Source organism: Thiopseudomonas acetoxidans (genome assembly GCF_030362935.1).
Lineage (GTDB): Bacteria > Pseudomonadota > Gammaproteobacteria > Pseudomonadales > Pseudomonadaceae > Thiopseudomonas > Thiopseudomonas acetoxidans.
In genome coordinates this window covers 1-15,809 of the sequence record NZ_JAUCDY010000017.1, presented here as the reverse complement: position 1 = coordinate 15,809, position 15,809 = coordinate 1, and the positions used below count along the sequence as shown (strand labels likewise).

The 15,809-nt window shown below is 46.5% G+C and carries 17 protein-coding genes and 1 pseudogene; 2 read left to right on the top strand and 16 right to left on the bottom strand.

Annotated elements, in window-relative coordinates; all coding sequences use genetic code 11:
- Window positions 1-81 precede the first annotated feature (81 nt).
- The 6 genes from QEZ41_RS11170 to QEZ41_RS11145 all read right to left on the bottom strand — a co-directional run bounded on the left by QEZ41_RS11170 (window position 82) and on the right by QEZ41_RS11145 (window position 6,347).
- Window positions 82-948: a glycosyltransferase family 2 protein gene (locus QEZ41_RS11170; protein ID WP_289411674.1), complete on the bottom strand. Its 867-nt coding sequence runs from the start codon at window positions 946-948 to the stop codon at window positions 82-84.
- Complete coding sequence (locus tag QEZ41_RS11165; RefSeq protein ID WP_289411673.1) at window positions 941-2,869, bottom strand: hypothetical protein; 1,929 nt, start codon at window positions 2,867-2,869, stop codon at window positions 941-943. The genes QEZ41_RS11170 and QEZ41_RS11165 overlap by 8 nt, the downstream gene beginning before the upstream one ends.
- A gap of 68 nt (window positions 2,870-2,937) precedes the next feature.
- Complete coding sequence (locus tag QEZ41_RS11160; RefSeq protein WP_289411672.1) at window positions 2,938-3,366, bottom strand: pilin; 429 nt, start codon at window positions 3,364-3,366, stop codon at window positions 2,938-2,940.
- Between the two features lie 376 nt (window positions 3,367-3,742).
- The gene (locus QEZ41_RS11155; RefSeq protein ID WP_289411671.1) at window positions 3,743-4,120 is read right to left on the bottom strand and encodes a hypothetical protein; all 378 of its coding nucleotides are present in this window, start codon (window positions 4,118-4,120) and stop codon (window positions 3,743-3,745) included.
- A gap of 209 nt (window positions 4,121-4,329) precedes the next feature.
- Window positions 4,330-6,081 carry a sodium:solute symporter family protein gene (locus QEZ41_RS11150; RefSeq protein WP_289411670.1) on the bottom strand — a complete coding sequence of 584 codons (1,752 nt, stop codon included), beginning with the start codon at window positions 6,079-6,081 and terminating at the stop codon, window positions 4,330-4,332.
- Window positions 6,082-6,083: 2 nt separating this feature from the next.
- A complete protein-coding gene (locus tag QEZ41_RS11145; protein WP_289411669.1) occupies window positions 6,084-6,347 on the bottom strand; it encodes a DUF4212 domain-containing protein in 264 nt (87 codons plus the stop codon).
- A 509-nt stretch (window positions 6,348-6,856) separates the two neighbouring features.
- Here QEZ41_RS11145 and QEZ41_RS11140 point away from each other — a divergent pair.
- Window positions 6,857-7,087 (top strand): hexameric tyrosine-coordinated heme protein, encoded by a 231-nt coding sequence (locus QEZ41_RS11140; protein ID WP_289411668.1) that lies wholly within the window; start codon window positions 6,857-6,859, stop codon window positions 7,085-7,087.
- Window positions 7,088-7,667: 580 nt separating this feature from the next.
- On the opposite strand, the gene QEZ41_RS11135 is transcribed toward QEZ41_RS11140, so the two are convergent.
- The 5 genes from QEZ41_RS11135 to QEZ41_RS11115 form a co-directional block, all read right to left on the bottom strand.
- Window positions 7,668-7,808, bottom strand: coding sequence for a 4a-hydroxytetrahydrobiopterin dehydratase (locus QEZ41_RS11135; RefSeq protein WP_289411707.1), 141 nt, complete (start codon window positions 7,806-7,808; stop codon window positions 7,668-7,670).
- Window positions 7,809-7,819: 11 nt separating this feature from the next.
- Window positions 7,820-8,218 carry a YehS family protein gene (locus QEZ41_RS11130; RefSeq protein ID WP_289411667.1) on the bottom strand — a complete coding sequence of 133 codons (399 nt, stop codon included), beginning with the start codon at window positions 8,216-8,218 and terminating at the stop codon, window positions 7,820-7,822.
- Window positions 8,219-8,632: 414 nt separating this feature from the next.
- A complete protein-coding gene (locus tag QEZ41_RS11125; protein ID WP_289411666.1) occupies window positions 8,633-9,352 on the bottom strand; it encodes an SIMPL domain-containing protein in 720 nt (239 codons plus the stop codon).
- 275 nt (window positions 9,353-9,627) lie between these two features.
- On the bottom strand, window positions 9,628-9,930 hold the full coding sequence (locus tag QEZ41_RS11120) for a type II toxin-antitoxin system RelE/ParE family toxin (RefSeq protein WP_289411665.1): 303 nt from the start codon (window positions 9,928-9,930) through the stop codon (window positions 9,628-9,630).
- Entirely contained in the window at window positions 9,918-10,175 is a 258-nt protein-coding gene (locus QEZ41_RS11115) for a type II toxin-antitoxin system Phd/YefM family antitoxin (RefSeq protein WP_289411664.1), read from the bottom strand. The genes QEZ41_RS11120 and QEZ41_RS11115 overlap by 13 nt, the downstream gene beginning before the upstream one ends.
- Before the next feature lie 205 nt (window positions 10,176-10,380).
- On the opposite strand from QEZ41_RS11115, the pseudogene QEZ41_RS11110 reads away from it, so the two are divergent.
- Window positions 10,381-10,717: pseudogene (locus QEZ41_RS11110) on the top strand (site-specific integrase); the annotation flags it as partial.
- A 136-nt stretch (window positions 10,718-10,853) separates the two neighbouring features.
- Here the strand turns inward: QEZ41_RS11110 and metE are convergent.
- The 5 genes from metE to QEZ41_RS11085 all read right to left on the bottom strand — a co-directional run.
- On the bottom strand, window positions 10,854-13,145 hold the full coding sequence (metE, locus tag QEZ41_RS11105) for a 5-methyltetrahydropteroyltriglutamate--homocysteine S-methyltransferase (protein ID WP_289411663.1): 2,292 nt from the start codon (window positions 13,143-13,145) through the stop codon (window positions 10,854-10,856).
- A gap of 632 nt (window positions 13,146-13,777) precedes the next feature.
- Entirely contained in the window at window positions 13,778-14,137 is a 360-nt protein-coding gene (locus QEZ41_RS11100; protein WP_289411662.1) for a hypothetical protein, read from the bottom strand.
- Between the two features lie 10 nt (window positions 14,138-14,147).
- Window positions 14,148-15,134: an SPM autocatalytic domain-containing protein gene (locus QEZ41_RS11095; RefSeq protein WP_289411661.1), complete on the bottom strand. Its 987-nt coding sequence runs from the start codon at window positions 15,132-15,134 to the stop codon at window positions 14,148-14,150.
- Window positions 15,135-15,147: 13 nt separating this feature from the next.
- On the bottom strand, window positions 15,148-15,363 hold the full coding sequence (locus QEZ41_RS11090; RefSeq protein WP_289411660.1) for a hypothetical protein: 216 nt from the start codon (window positions 15,361-15,363) through the stop codon (window positions 15,148-15,150).
- Window positions 15,360-15,809: hypothetical protein (locus QEZ41_RS11085; protein ID WP_289411659.1), on the bottom strand; the 450-nt coding region annotated here is incomplete at its 5' end. The genes QEZ41_RS11085 and QEZ41_RS11090, both read right to left, overlap by 4 nt.

Sequence of the window (15,809 nt, the reverse complement as noted above, 5' to 3'; positions counted from 1 at the left end):
ACTAGGCGCTATATTTTACGGGCATTTTACAAACAGTGAAATAAGCGTTATTTACAACTCTGCAAGCAAACAATTACAAAATTAGCCTTCATCCTTGTACATCAACGCCGTAATCTGCTCCGAGATCAACCCCATTAAAAATATCATCACGCTGCCGGTGTAGAGTAAGGCGCTCATGTTGGTGAAGCGGCCGGCATCAACAAAGGTGTAACCGTACCAGAGGGTGGCCATACCAAATAGTAGCCCTGCCAGCGGGGCAAACAGCTTGAGTGGTGAATACAGGGTGCCGATTTTAAAGATGATCAATAGAAAACGCATGCCATCTTTAACAAGTTTGATGTGACTTTTGCCGATGCGCTGGGCCGCGTGAATGGGCACATAACTGACCGAGTAGCCGGCACGGAAAAACGCCATGGTGCTGGTGGTTGGGTAGGAAAAGCCATTGGGTAGTAAATATAAAAACTCACGAAATTTACTAGCGCGTACTGCACGAAAACCTGAGGTTAAGTCTTCGATTGTGTGGCCGGTCATATAGGTGGCTAAGCGATTGTAAAACTTATTAGCAATGCCACGGCCCACGCTGGCTTGTGAGCCTTTTTGTCGCGCGCCAACGACCATGTCGTGGCCTTCTTCTAGGCGTGCGAGTAGGCGCGGAATGTCGGCTGGATCATGCTGGCCATCGGCATCCATAAAAACAATGATTTCGCCGGTAGCCGCACGTGCGCCAGTTTTAATCGCCGCACCGTTACCTTTGGAATAGGGATGCGACACCACTCGCGCCCCAGCCGCTGTGGCGACTTCTAAAGTGTTATCAGTAGAGCCGTCGTTGACGACAATCACTTCAGCGTCAGGCAGCAGCGCAATAATGCCAGCGACTGTAGCGCCAATCGCAGCGGATTCGTTTTTGGCGGGGAGAATGATAGAAAGCGCTGTTAAAAGACTATTCACTTTGAGCCTCATTAAGGTCAGCCTGCATTAGTTGCAGAATTTCTTTTGCATTAGTTATTGTAAAGTCAGACTCATTTTTCAACTGCTCTGCAATAGTAATGGCTCGTTTTAATAAGTCAGCTGCAAATACCACGTCGCCTTTATTTGCAAAAAACAAAGCTCTATTCATTTGAAAAGCAAGAGGAACAAAATTTGCATTAGCCTTATTTACATATTCTTTAGCTAGCTTTGGGTTGTCGAAAGCTAATGATGCCTTTATAGCTAAGTCATCCATTAAATAGTAAGACGTTGTTTTTGAGTATGCAGGGTTATTTTGATAAGCCTGTAACACTGACAAGTATCCCATTAAATCTAAATCAGGGCATTTATTATTAATATAATTGTCTATAATAAGCTCTAGCGTAGGGTATAAACTCCAATCACGGCTACTTTTCTGTACACGTGTCGCAAGTTCTGCCCAGTTTAAGGGCTCACTATTGTATGTTTTACAAAAAACACCCATAAACTTGAGCTCAGCATCAACTTTCGGTGCGATTTTGATGCTTCGCATAAGCAGGGCTTCGGCTTCCTTGCTTGCTCCGTGGTGATTTAAGTACAGCGATGCTGCATGCTCTAAAGCTCTGGGAGAGTTAGGGTTCTTTTCTATCCATACCATAGCAGCAGTTAATGGCTTGCCCCATAAGCTGGCACCCATAAACAATAATGCTGCATACACCAGCACAAGCCCAATCGATATACTTTTCTTCAGAATGTCTTTTTTTAGACTACTTATAGCGTAGGCCATTAGCAACAGTAGTCCTATGCTGGGTAAGTAATTACGGTGGTCAAACTTTATTTCGAGCATTGGAGCGGTTGATTCGATTAAATGCCCCACATAAAACCACCAGACACAAAAGAAAAGTATCGGTATTTTTTTTCGAAAAAAGAACGAGCCTAACAATAATGTCACATGTAGTAACATCCAAACCAGTGTTGAAAATGGGGTTAATAAGTTGGTTGATATGCTGTAGCCATCATAAAAAACTCCCGATGACTGCATTTTAGGCACTAATAAATCAGCAATGTAGTCGCCTACAACACGCTGCTCTGTCAACAAGCGCTCGAACATAGTAAAAGAACGAGTAGAGTCTAACTCTGATCCAGTTGTTATTAGATGCCACGTATTTGCAACTATCATTTTTACTGGGTAGCCTACTACAATAATGGCGGCGGGCACTAAACTTCCCCAGAAAAGCCAAGTTAATGCGCGATTGCGCTTAGCGCTATTGTTAACTCTGCATAAAAACTCGATTAGAAGTAATTGTAGTGGCAGTAATATAACTATTTCTTTACTAAAAAAACCTAACGCTGCAGACAATGCAGCACCGCCTAGCATTATCATGCCCGCAACATAGCGTCCAGCCAATAAGTCGCGGCGTGCATATAGATAGGCAATAAAAGTGAGTAGCGAAAAGGTTGCTGCTAGCAGCGTCATACGCTGCACAATATAAAGCACTGTAGAAATATGAAAAGGATGCAGCGCCCATAAAGCACAGGCAGTTATAATGATTACTTTTTTATGTCTTAATTGTGGTAGTGCTTTGGCAAATAAAATATTTAAAAACCAAAACAATAAAATAGTATTAACAACATGAATAGCTATATTGGTAACAATAAAATAATAAGCATGGGCAGGCCACGTTTGTGCATTTGCAGCAAAAGTTAACAATGCGACAGGGCGTCCTCCGGGGCCAGTAATGCCACCAAACACAAATGCTTTTAACTTTTCTAGGCTGTCAATTGTGTTGTGATAGCCCAGCTGTGGCAAAGAGGCCATATCATCAAGCACAAACCCACCTGATGTACCTGCCCAATAGCAAGTAACCACCATGATGCACACAATAAATAACAGCACCTTAGGTTGATGCACCCATAGCTTCATATTTCTTCATCCATTATTAACAAAAAGGCCGCCTATAGGCGGCCTTTTTGGGTTAAGCGTGCGTTTAATTATGGACGGCAGCTTGAAGGCATAAACTTGGAAGGAACTGAAACTGGCGCACAGGTCCAGCTAACGCCAGCTCCTGCTGTGCTACCTGTCAGAGTAAATGTTCCACCGTTAGCCTCGCCTAAACCACCAGAGGAAAGTGTTACTGTAATTACTCCATTAGCATTGCCTACTTGTACATCTGATACCACTGGACTGCTGATAGTATTAGCTAAACCAGCCGCTGAGTTGTTTGCAGGCCACGCATCTCGAGTCAATACATGCTCAGATACTGCAGTTTTTGCTGCTGCTGCAAAGCCGATGGCTTCAGTCACTTTTGCACGTGTAGTGTAATCCTGATAAGCAGGCAATGCTACTGCAGCCAAAATACCGATGATCGCAACTACGATCATTAATTCAATAAGAGTAAAACCCTTTTGTACGTTTTTCATATGTATCTCCTTGTTATTAAAAGTAGGTCCAGTTGCTTGGCGTTGCCAGCTTCTGAGATAACCTGTGTGTATTTTAGCAAGTGCTGTGCCATTGGCTAGTCTACAGCATTGCGTTCTGTGATGGGTTAGGCAAAGATTTTTTATTTGTGAATGGCGATTATTGGCTGTAAGCCTTGCTGTGTATGGGGTGTGCGCTAATGCGGACTTTATCTGTTTTAATTAAATATCGTTTAGCTGTGTTTGCGCTGTAGGCGTATAACCCTTGAGATAGAGCGGTTATTGCTAGGTTGTGACAAATTTTGTCATGTAGTGACGCTTTGTGTGGGGTTGTAGCGCAAACCCCGCGACGGTTGTGCGGGGTGTTGGTGGTGGGATGTTAGTTGCAGACCAGTTGATAGACCTTGTCTGTGGTATCAACTTTATCAAATTTAGTGTTGCTGACGGGCTTGCCCTTTTCTAGGGTGGCACGTTCTTGTGTGGTGCAGTTTAAGATCACTTCAAAAATAATTTGTCGCTCGGATGGGTCTTTCAGGAAATGGTAGGTGTAATACTCCACGATAATTTGGTGGTTCTGTTCGCTTTGTTTTGAGCTGCCGTCAAAGACGGTAAAGGCATTGACCACTGGAGAGATGTAGCTCCAGGGTTTAAAGAAACTGGTGGTGTGTTTCTCGTAAATAACGACGCTATCTGCTGGTAGCTGGCTGACTTTAAACTCGTACCAGCTGTAGTCGTAATAAGCGTGGTAGCCAAACATACATAAGCCAGCACCGGCTGAAACAATCCATTTGGGTAGTCTGCCACCGCTTAGTTTTCTTAGCAGGTGAAGGAAGGCGCCTCCGCAAAGACCTACTATCAATACAGCGAAAAGGTGCCATATCATTATTTGTTACTCCGGATAAAAAAGTGGGCTTTCTTAGAAAGCCCACTTAAAGGTTTGAAACTTTATTTTACACGATTCAAGCTCTATGGGTAGCGTACGCGACGTACCATTGCTTGAATTTCTTCTGATGGCTTCTCTGTTAGTAGAGAAACAGTGATTGCAGTGGTGAAGTTAATTGCAGCACCGATACAACCAACAGACAGTGGCGAGATACCGAATATCCACTCGCTAGGCGTGTTCTGCAGGAAGTTTGTTCCTGGGATAAAGAAGATGCCTAGATAGGTAAAGATATAGCCAATGGTGAAGATTGAACCAGCTAGCATGCCTGCAACCGCGCCTCTGCTGTTAATGCGGGCAAAGAAGATACCCATCATTAGTACAGGGAAGATTGAGGATGCTGCAATACCAAACGCCAATGCTACTGTTTGTGCCGCAAAGCCGGGCGGGTTAAGACCTAGCCAAGTAGCCACGATAATAGCCACAGTCATAGAGACACGCGCATAGAACATTTCTTGTTTGTCTGTGATGTTGGGCGTTAGGGTGTTCTTCAACAGGTCATGACTTAGTGCAGACGAAATGGCCAGCAGCAAACCAGAAGCTGTGGACAGTGACGCTGCAATTGCACCCGCTGCCATCAAGCCGATCAACCATGGTGGCATGTTGGCAATTTCTGGCACAGCCAATACCATGATGTCGTTGTTCACCTTCAGCTCGTTACCCATCCAGCCACGCTCTTCGGCCTTGTCGAAGGTCTTGTCCGGGGTGGGCAGGGTGCCGTCGTTGTAGAACTGGATACGGCCGTCGTTGTTCTTGTCCTCGAAGGTGAGGAGACCGGTGACTTCCCAGTTTTTGAACCACTCTGGACGCTCTTCGTAAACCAGTGAAGGTTGATCAGTGCCGTTAGGGAACACTGTTTCCAGTAGGTTCAGGCGCGACATTGCAGCTAGTGCAGGTACTGTGGTGTAGAACAGAGCAATAAATACTAGTGCCCAACCAGCCGACCAGCGTGCATCCTGAATATTCGGAACGGTGAAGAAGCGAATAATAACGTGTGGTAGACCTGCAGTACCCACCATCAAGGTCAGGGTAAACAGGAACATGTTCCACTTGTTGGACACGTCCGCAGTGTAGTCCTGGAAGCCTAGGTCACTTACTACTTGGTTTAGCTTGTGCAGTAAAGGCATACCAGATGCGGTGTGCTCACCCACGAAAGCAGCTTGTGGGAAGAAGTGGCCAGTCATCATCATCGACAAATAGATGGCAGGGATGGTGAAGGCAAGAATCAATACAACGTACTGAGCTACCTGGGTGTAAGTTACACCTTTCATGCCGCCTAATACTGCGTAGAAGAATACTACGATGGCTGAGATGATTAGACCCCAGTCAGCGCTCACTTCCAAGAAGCGGGCGAAGGCAACACCAGCACCAGTCATCTGACCGATTACGTAGGTTAGCGAGACAATGATCAAGCACACAACCGCAACCACGCGTGCTGCTTTACTGTCGTAACGCTTACCAACGAAGTCTGGCACTGTATAGGTACCGAAACGACGTAAGTAAGGAGCTAGTAGGGTAGCAAGTAGAACGTAGCCACCGGTCCAACCCATAACGAAGGAAGAGTTAACGTAACCAACGGAAATTAAACCAGCAACCGAAAGGAAGGATGCAGCAGACAGCCAGTCAGCCGCTGTTGCCATTCCGTTCATTACTGGGTGAACTTCACCACCGGCGATGTAGAACTCTCGTGTTGACTTTGCACGTGCCCAAACTGCAATCCAAGTATAGATTACAAAGGAGCCCAGTACAAAGATCATATTGATCACAAATTGACTCATGGTTACTCCTCCAGGCCGTATTCTTTATCTAGCGCGTTCATTCTCCAAGAGTAGAAGAAGATTAATGCTAGGAAAGTAAAGATTGCGCCCTGTTGTGCAAACCAGAAGCCCATGTCAGCTCCACCAATGTGGATACCCATTAAAAGAGGACGTAGTAAAATACCAAAACCATATGAGACTGTTGCCCATATGCAAATGGTGATGATGATTAAGCGTAGGTTGGTTGCCCAATACGCCTTATCTCTTTCGGAAATTTCTTTTGGCATGATTATGCGCTCCACGTATTCATTGTATTTGTTAGCTAGGATTGCTTAAGGTTGTTGTTTTTGTGTGTGTAATTCCTCTCCAGCCTCCATTTTCATGGGTTTTAGTTTATGAAATTGTTAAAATAATTTAACGCCGATTCCTTGATAGCCACTGGTTATTAGTGGTTTTCCTTGGTGATTTATACTAGACCGTAACAAATTGTTTTCTATTCGACTTTAGAATTCTTAACGTTAGCGTGCTAAGTATCTTTCAGGTGTTGTGTTTGCGTTTTTGTAAAGCGCAGCAGTTAAAAAAAACAACTTTGTTTGGGCAGTTTTACAGTTGCGTTTGCTTTGGTTTTGAGAAATTGCTTGTTTTACAATGGGTTAGTGTGGTCTTGTAAGTGGCGGGGCTTGCTCTGCCCGCGGGTTTTGCGGGGTTAGAAATTTTGTTTCTTGATTGAGGTCAAGTGGTGGCAGAGTATAAAGCTTGTTATTTTGTTGGCCTACTACTAATGAAGGAGCGCAACATGACAGATTCTTGGTTAACCAGCTTGATTACCGCCACCCCGCAAGAGGGCTTTGAGTTGGCAATTACTCTAAGCCGTCGTGGGGTTAAATACACTCAGCCAGATCCGGAGGTGTTGCATAGGTTACGTCCTGATTACGCTAATTCGGCGGATTCGTTGACGGCGGCTTCGCATGTGATTGCGGTTAATTTCCAAACCGTGGCGGCTGCTAATAATTATTGGCGCACGTAAGTTCTCCAGCGAGGCTTTCATGGCCTCGCTTTTTTTATCGCGACATCAATTCAATATCGAACCTGGTTTGTCGGCCTAAAGGCGCGCCCTGCAGGAGCAGCTCAGCTCGGCGGGGTTTTCATCGCGCATAAGATGCGCTCCCACAATTCCACAATTCCACAATTCGACAGCCCCATAGCCCGCAATCCCACAGTAAAGCAAGGCGGTTTGCACGCAGCCGGTCGCTTGGCAAAGCTCTTGTGGGAGCGCAACTTTTGCGCGAACCGGACTGGCGCGCATTCTTGGCATTAATCAGGATAAGTTTGATGAGATTGCCGGCAAAGCTAAGGAACCTCTGAATAACGTTACCGAGGACGCTAACACAAGGCAAAAACGTGCGAAAAAGCGCAGTTTACACCGAGTAAATGAGCATTTTGAGTACGTTTTTAACGCAGTGGTAGCTACGCAGGTAGTTATTCAGAGGCTTCCTAAAGTGGGTTGTCCTCTCCAAGCTGCTCAATACAGAGATAACACTGAACGCTACGCTGGAAAATTAACCCCTGTATGCTGCCCTGCCGAGGCACCTATTTTCAACTGCAACCTAAACTAGTTTTGCTATTTCCTGAGCCAGCTTAAAATCTCTTTCAGAAATCCCGCCAGCGTCATGGGTGGTTAAACTGATAGCCACTTTGTTGTATACATTAAACCATTCAGGGTGATGATTAGCGCGCTCTGCCAGCATGGCCACTTGCGTCAGTCCACATCTTCTGCGTGCGGTCGCAGTTGGCGCTGCACACCCAGTAAAAAATTACGTAAAATTTGGGCCTGGCACTCACGATAATTTTTATGCCCGGGTTTACGGAAAAAAGCACTGAGCTCATGGCTGCTAACCCGCAAATCTACCAGCTGAAAAATAGCTAGAATGTCTTCCGCCTTTAGGTTTAGAGCGATTCGCAGTTTCTGGAACACCATATTATTATTCAGATGCTCTTCTGGCTTCGGCTGTTCCCCCTCGCGCTTACCACGCTTAAGGTTGATAAGACCATTAAGAAACACCGCTAACTCTTTGTCGCCAAGCTCTAGAAAACCATCATCCTCTTCTCTTTTCAGCCAGGCAGTCACTTGCTCGCGGGTTACTTTGAAATCAGCCAAAGCGACTCTTCGCATTTAAGGGTGTAGAAAAAAATTTGACCGGCTGGAAAAGGTGTCGGGGGACTTGGTAAACATATGTTCCTACAAGAGCTGTGCCAAGCGTTCGGCTGTGTGTAAACCGCTTTACAGTGGAACTGTGGGATTGTGGGATTGTGGGATTGTGGGAGCGCATCTTATGCGCGATTAAGGCTTGGTGTGGCTGGATGGTTTGTTTCGCGCAAGAGTTGCGCTCCCACAACAGCCGTGTCAACCCCAAAAGCTGTGCCAATCCACAAGACTTGCTCCTGTGGGCCGCCCCTTTAGGGCGACATGTCAGCCTGAAGGCAGACCTACATGAAGAATCACAATCGCGCAAGAGTTGCGCACCTCCAAGTGAAATGTCTTGCTCACCCATAATACTGGCGTCACGCTGATTTAATCAGACAGGTAGTATTCCACCGTCGATACCACGCGAACTTTTTTAATATGCGGATTGCTTCTGTCTCTTGAGCTGACGCTAAACTGTCCCTGCGAGGCTTTTTTAATCTTACCCAGCTTACTGGCAGAGTCTTTAGCGAACTTCTCCCCCACTTCCCGGGCATTACGGGTTGCCTCCTCAATCATCTCTGGCTTGATCTGATTTAAGCTGGTGTAGATATATTCTGTTTGCGACTGATGATTATCACCCGTAAACACTATGCCTTGCTTACCCAGCTCCGACAGCTGGCTCATGACCGCGCGCACAGCCTCTATATTCTTCGAATACACAGTCACCGTTTGCGTGGCGGTGTAACGAAACTCAGCCCTCTCATTACCGCCCCATTGCTGAGCAGACTTGTCCGTTATCGAGGGTGACAAAAACGTAATATCCTCTGCAGCCACACCGCTCTTGATTAGAAAGGCTTTAATTTTCCCAGTATGTTGCTCCATGAGATCGTACAGCTCTTCAAGCTGATTTCCTGCAGCGGCAAACTCAACCGGCCACAAAACAATGTCAGAGATAACATCCCTTTCCGCCAAGCCCTTGACCGTAACGCTTCTATCGTACTGCTTAACCTCAATCGCCGCACCCGCTAACTGATAGCCCAGCACGGCCAAGCCCAGCGCCAAGGTTAAGCCTAAAACCAAAGCGCTTCTGATATTTAATGCATTCATTTTTATGTTCCTGTTCAGAGGTTCACAGCTATTTTACAGAATATGAGCGCTGGCACGAGCAAAAAAGTGATGGGAGACTTTACGGTTGAACCGCCAAGCTTCATCAGCGAAGCTCCACAGTAGCTTTTGCAGAAACTCCTATTGCAGATAGAAGCCGAGCGCAATACTTCTTCCATATTGCTAGAACAGTGCGGTGCTTCAGCTCATAACGCAGAGCGCACCGGCGACCATGACGCAGCGAAGTGGAGACAAAGGCATCCGAGTGACGCGCCTGGTTAACTGTTCCCAAGCATGTACGCACGAAACTGCCGCTCCTCTCGCATGACATAGAGGACGAGAACCCGCTTCTTATCCTCACGATAAAAAATGCGGCACGGTGGAACCACTACCTCCCTGTATACCGAATTAGGGAGCTCTGGAGGAATCCGTCCGGATTGGGGAAAATCTTCCAAGCGCTCGGTCTTATCGAAAACTTCTTGGATCAGATGACTTGCGGCAACAGGATTATCCAGAGCAATGTACTCAGCTATGGCATCCAGTTCTTGAAGGGCAGGCTCCGTCCAGATTACTTCAGCCATTTACTCATTTTCTCCCTGGCCTCACTTTGGCTGTACGTTCTTCCCTCAAGTACAGCACGCTCTCCCCGTGAGAGCCCCTCAAGCAGCTCAAGTCGGCGCTGCATAAACTCGTAATCCTGCACATCGACAAGATATGCCGATGGCTGGCCATGTTCCGTGATCAGTATCGGCTCTTTAGACAAGCGCAGATCTGCCAGAATCTTTGTGGCTTGGCGCTTGAGGTTCGTAACAAGCTCAACTTTCATGGGCTCACCCTAAATCAGACTAATAGTGACACTATAGTATCACTATTCAGGTAGGACAATCACAGCTAACGCCTGAATTAAGCCGTGTCGCGTAGCGCTTCAGCTTGAATGAATTGTTAGGCATCAAGCCGGATACTCCCCGCTGCGCTCTGCGGATTGCGGTTGTGGCTGTATAGGCAGACAGTTGCAAGACAAGGAGCGTTTTATGTCTAACAGTCCATTTTTAAATTCTATACGCACGGATATGCGGCAAAAAGGTTATGCGCTGAAAACTGAAAAAACTTACCTGCACTGGATTAAGCGTTTTATTCTGTTCCACAAAAAACGTCAGGCTGTTTTTATCCAACTTAGCAAACAGCAGACATGTAGCCATAAACACGCAGAAAATCGCTTTAAATGCCCTGGCTTTTTTGTACAACAGGTTTTTACAACAGCCGTTGGGCGATATTGATTATATCCCTGCAAGCAAGCCTAGACGGCTACCCTCTGTTATCTCTGCCAATGAAGTGCAACGCATTTTGCTGGCCATGGATACTCGCAACTAAGTTATTTTTGCGCTGCTGTATGGCACGTGACCCTCGCTGCTTTTTGTTTATTAGTGAACAATAAAAAACGCGCAGCCCTTGCGGAACTACGCGTCTTCTATTTTTAGCCATCCTGAGTCTAGCTAACTCAGCTTTATGCGTATTCTTTGCGCAGCTGTTTGGCTGCTTTGACCATGTGCTCCAGCGCTGCTTTGGTTTCTGGCCAGCCGCGGGTTTTCAGGCCGCAATCGGGGTTGACCCAAAGTTGTTCCACCGGCAGACGTTGAGCAGCTTTGCGCAACAAATTAGCCATTTCCTCACTGTCCGGCACTCGCGGCGAGTGAATGTCATAGACACCTGGGCCGATGTCGTTCGGATAATGAAAGCTCTCGAACGCATCCAGCAGTTCCATTTGCGAACGCGAGGTTTCGATGGTGATCACATCCGCATCCATCGCGGCAATCGAGGCGATCACGTCGTTGAACTCGCTGTAGCACATATGGGTATGTATCTGGGTGGCATCCTGTACACCACTGGCGGTCAGACGAAACGCTTCGGTGGCCCAGTCCAGATACACCTGCCAGTCTGCACGGCGCAGCGGCAAACCTTCGCGGAACGCAGCTTCGTCAATCTGAATAATCTTGATGCCTGCTGTTTCCAGATCCACCACTTCATCACGAATCGCCAGCGCCAGCTGTTGCGCCTGCTGCTTGCGGCTCAGGTCTTCGCGAGGGAAGGACCACATCAGCATGGTCACCGGGCCGGTCAGCATGCCCTTCATGATCTTGCCGGTTTGTTGCTGGGCGTAAGCAATCCATTCCACGGTCATAGCCTGTGGGCGGGAAATATCACCGTAAATGACCGCTGGTTTCACACAGCGTGAGCCATAGCTTTGCACCCAGCCAAAGCGGGTGAACAGGTAACCGTCCAGCTGCTCGGCAAAGTATTCAACCATGTCGTTGCGCTCGGCTTCACCATGCACCAACACATCCAGGTCCAACGCTTCTTGCACGCGCACCGCGTGCTGAATCTCGGTCTGCATGGCGTGTTTGTATTCAGCTTCGTTCAGCTTGCCCTGACGGAAGGCTAAACGGGCGGCGCGAATCGCTTGCGTCTGCGGGAACGAACCAATGGTTGTGGTTGGGAACAGCGGTAAATCCAAGCGCTCACGCTGCAGCTTAATGCGCTCAGCAAAAGGAGATGTGCGCTGACTGTCTTTCGGAGTTACCGCAGCCAAGCGGGCTTGCACTTCGGGTTTGTGAATGCGTGGCGAGTTAGCACGACTCTCTTGCACCTGACGGCTTTGCTCCAGCGCGGCCTGCACTTTAGCGCTGTCTGGATTGTTTAGCGCTTGCGCTAAAATGGCCACTTCTTCGGTTTTTTGGACGGCAAAGGCAAGCCAGCTTTTGAGTTCTTCATCCAGTTGATCTTCACGCTCCAAATCCACTGGACTGTGCAGCAGTGAGCAGGATGGCGCGACCCATAAACGGTCACCCAAACGCTCTTGTGCATGCTGGAGAGTTGCTAATACTTTTTCTAAATCACAACGCCAGACATTACGGCCATTAACCACACCCAGCGATAAGATTTTGTACGCAGGCAGACGGTCGAGAATGGTGGGGTATTGCTCTGGCGCACGCACCAAGTCGAGGTGTAAACCATCTACCGGTAAACCCGCGGCCAGTCCTAGATTGTCTTCTAGGCCTGAAAAATAAGTCGCTACCAGCTTTTTCAACGGCTCACGTTGCAGCAGGTTATAGGCACGCTCAAAGGCGTTTTTCCAGTCTTGGGGTAAATCCAGACCCAAAATAGGCTCATCAATCTGCACCCACTCCACACCCTGCGCGGCGAGACGTTGGAAAATCTGACCATAAACAGGTAGCAACCTCTCTAACAGGTCGAGCTTGTCGAACTCTTCACCTTTAACCTTACCCAGCCACAACCAGGTCAAAGGGCCGATGACTACCGGTTTTACCTTATGCCCCAGCGCCAGCGCTTCATCGACCTCTTCAAATAACTGCTCCCAGCTCAATGAGAACTCTAAATCAGCGGTGAGCTCGGGGACCAAGTAGTGGTAGTTGGTGTCGAACCATTTAGTCATCTCCTGCGCATGAGCACCGCCACAGCAGCTGCTTTCCACCACACCGCGCGCCATGGCAAATAAAGTTTCTAATGTGGGCTTCTCACCGGCTTTAGCAAAACGCTCCGGCACTACACCAAAGGTCAGTGAGTGGGTCAACACTTGGTCATACCAAGCAAAATCACCGACAGGTACTAAATCTAGCCCCGCCTCTTTCTGCAACTGCCAGTGCTGGGCACGCAACTCGCGACCCACCTGACGTAAGCAATCTTCGCTAATATCACCTTTCCAGTAGGCTTCTACTGCTTTTTTTAATTCGCGGTCACCACCAATGCGGGGGAAACCTAAGTTATGTGCTAATGCCATTGGGGCACCTCCTTAAATTTTGAGGCGACCATTGTGGTTTGGGCTATCACCTGAAACAAACTAAATATATTCAGCTTCAATATTAGTTTTACTCATAGTGCTGTGGTATTTTTCTTTTCCGGTTGCTTAGTGACGGTTTTTTGAGCTTTGTGCTGGTTGATGGGTTGCTGCAAAGACGCCGCTAGTACATCCATGTAGGCTCCCGTATTGTGTTGCGTGCAAACGCGGCGTATTTGCTGCGAAAGGTATTAGCCTGGCGGGACGACGTGCTTCAACGGTAGCATTGATCATTCCATCATAGGCTCCAATTTTGCCTCCAGCATGACCCAATACCAGAGAAACTGTTGCTGATTTACTCATTTTGATTCCCTCTTGATTTATAAACTTGAACAATTTTTAAAACAATATAAACAAACAGACAAACAATATAAGACCATACGAAATAAAAATATCTTTCATAAGGTGGTTTCACCGCATCAGAAAGCTCATGCCCAAACTCTCTATTTAACAAAACCACCCTTTTCCCACTTGAATCAAGCAGCTCTATTTCTTTTATTACTGCCTTATATAAATGACCAGATGCAAGATTTTCTTTTTTAGACTTAAGACCAGAGACAACAACCCTAAAAATTTCAGTTTGTTTTTTTTTTGGAAAACGAAACCAACCCTCTACAAAGCGACTCCGTCATGCTTCTGCACTTCGCTGAAAATAAATCTTTAGAGCCATCAGTAAACACAAGTGCTGGCAAAGACCTGCCGGCTGATAGCGCTTTATATGAGTATATGTTCGTATACTCTTTTTCGAATATCTCATCATGGTATCGGGCAAGCACAAGGCTGTCTAAAATCATCCCACCCCACCACAGCAGACAAATAACCAAAAGCCAAAATAAAATAACTTTAACTTTTTCATAAAAATATAGTGGCCTGCCAAGACGGCGCTCTTCCCGATAAAAAATCGAATCTTTTGGATCTGTTTGCTTTCTTTTCATAAACACCCCATCACGCAACCTGCTGCAAACCCCGCACATTTCCGGAGCCACTTATCATTGGCAGGCCACGCAGGGATTCGGGCACTTCAATCTGTTCGGCAAACTGGGTGTCAAAGGTATCAATGGCCAGATGAAACTCGCCCATGGCGCTTTCTGTGCCGTCGGTGCGGGTGAAGCTGCCTTCACGGGCCAGGGTATTGCCGTTGCTTTGTTTCTGATTTTTCAGAGTGCTGCCCAGATTGAGCGAGGCAATACCGGCATCGGCCAGATATATCAGCTCGCCCTCACTGGTAACGCCGTTTTGGTCACTGTCAATCCAGAGCTTCAACTCGGCAAAAGCGGGATCAGAAGCATCGAGAATGCCGTCGCCGTTAGCATCCAAAGCAGCCAAGGCGGCAAAGCCATTGGGTGCCAAGCTGCCATCGGGCATTGGGGTAAAATCGCCAAACAATTCCGCGCCGTCATCAATCAGACCATTACTGTTCCTGTCCCAAACCAGCAAGGCATCGCCTTCACCCACCCAACCGGTTTTAGAAAGAATGCCGTCGCCGTTGTGGTCGAAGTAGATATGAGAGGACAAACCGACCGTTTGCAGGCCGTTGCCGTCAAGGTCGAGGATGATGGGGTCGCGGGGTGGTTGCCAGCTTTTGGCTTTTCCAAAGTAATCAGCTATCACTCCCCTATTGTTATAAACAAAAAGTCCTGCACTAACCACAGCAAAAGTAGTACGAACCCAAGGATTTACTTGAAGGATTGTCAACCCGAATCCCAGAAGTAAATCTCCTGTTTTTTGGATTACAGTTGCATAATCACCACCAGTTGCTGTTCCGTCAGCTATTTTCTCACCCAGAGCACCAACAGATGCAGCCCATGCAGCTTGGCCAAAAACCAATTTAGCGTATCCCATGCCAAAAGTCCCGGCTATTCTATTTCCTACTTGAGCAGCGACAAAACTAGCTGCTGCTGTTCCTGCTGCTGTATTTTGTATTACACTCATTATAACTCTCCCTCTAAAGCAAGCTAACTAAAACGAAAAATATTCCAGCCAGAAAAAAAATCATCCATTTCTCTCTAAGAAAAAAAACTATTTTTTTCATGCTAGGATTTTCAATATAAAAAACCTCCAGCTCCTTCTTAGGGTCTCTGAATATTTCAAGCCATACATAAACAGAAATAAAGCAAAAAACCAGAAGTAAAACTCCAATAACAAGGAAAAAATCATTCATCTCCTACCCCTTAAAATCACGACATATACAGCTGAAAGAAATTCATCCCAAACATTTACAATTAAACCAAAAACATATCCCGATATAAAAACCCCCAAGATCAATGTAAGCCTTGTATCTTCTATTGAATATTTTTGACCAGCAAAACCTACAGCAAAAAAAACAATCAAGCTGTAAAAAACAAACATAAAAAAAGAATCTATTAGACTGCTAGAGTTATGCTCTTTATATATAGGCCACCCAAGCTTAAAAATTTTAAAAAGGCGAGAAATACCGTTAAACATAACACCAAAAACAACACTTAAAGAAAAATAATAAGAACCAATTCCCGACCACTCAAAGCCAACGATAGAATACACCCATGAAAAAAAATCTCTTGTTCGTAAAATAAAACAAAACCCATCAGAAATATAAAAATAAAAACATAGCGTCAAATATGCTACAAA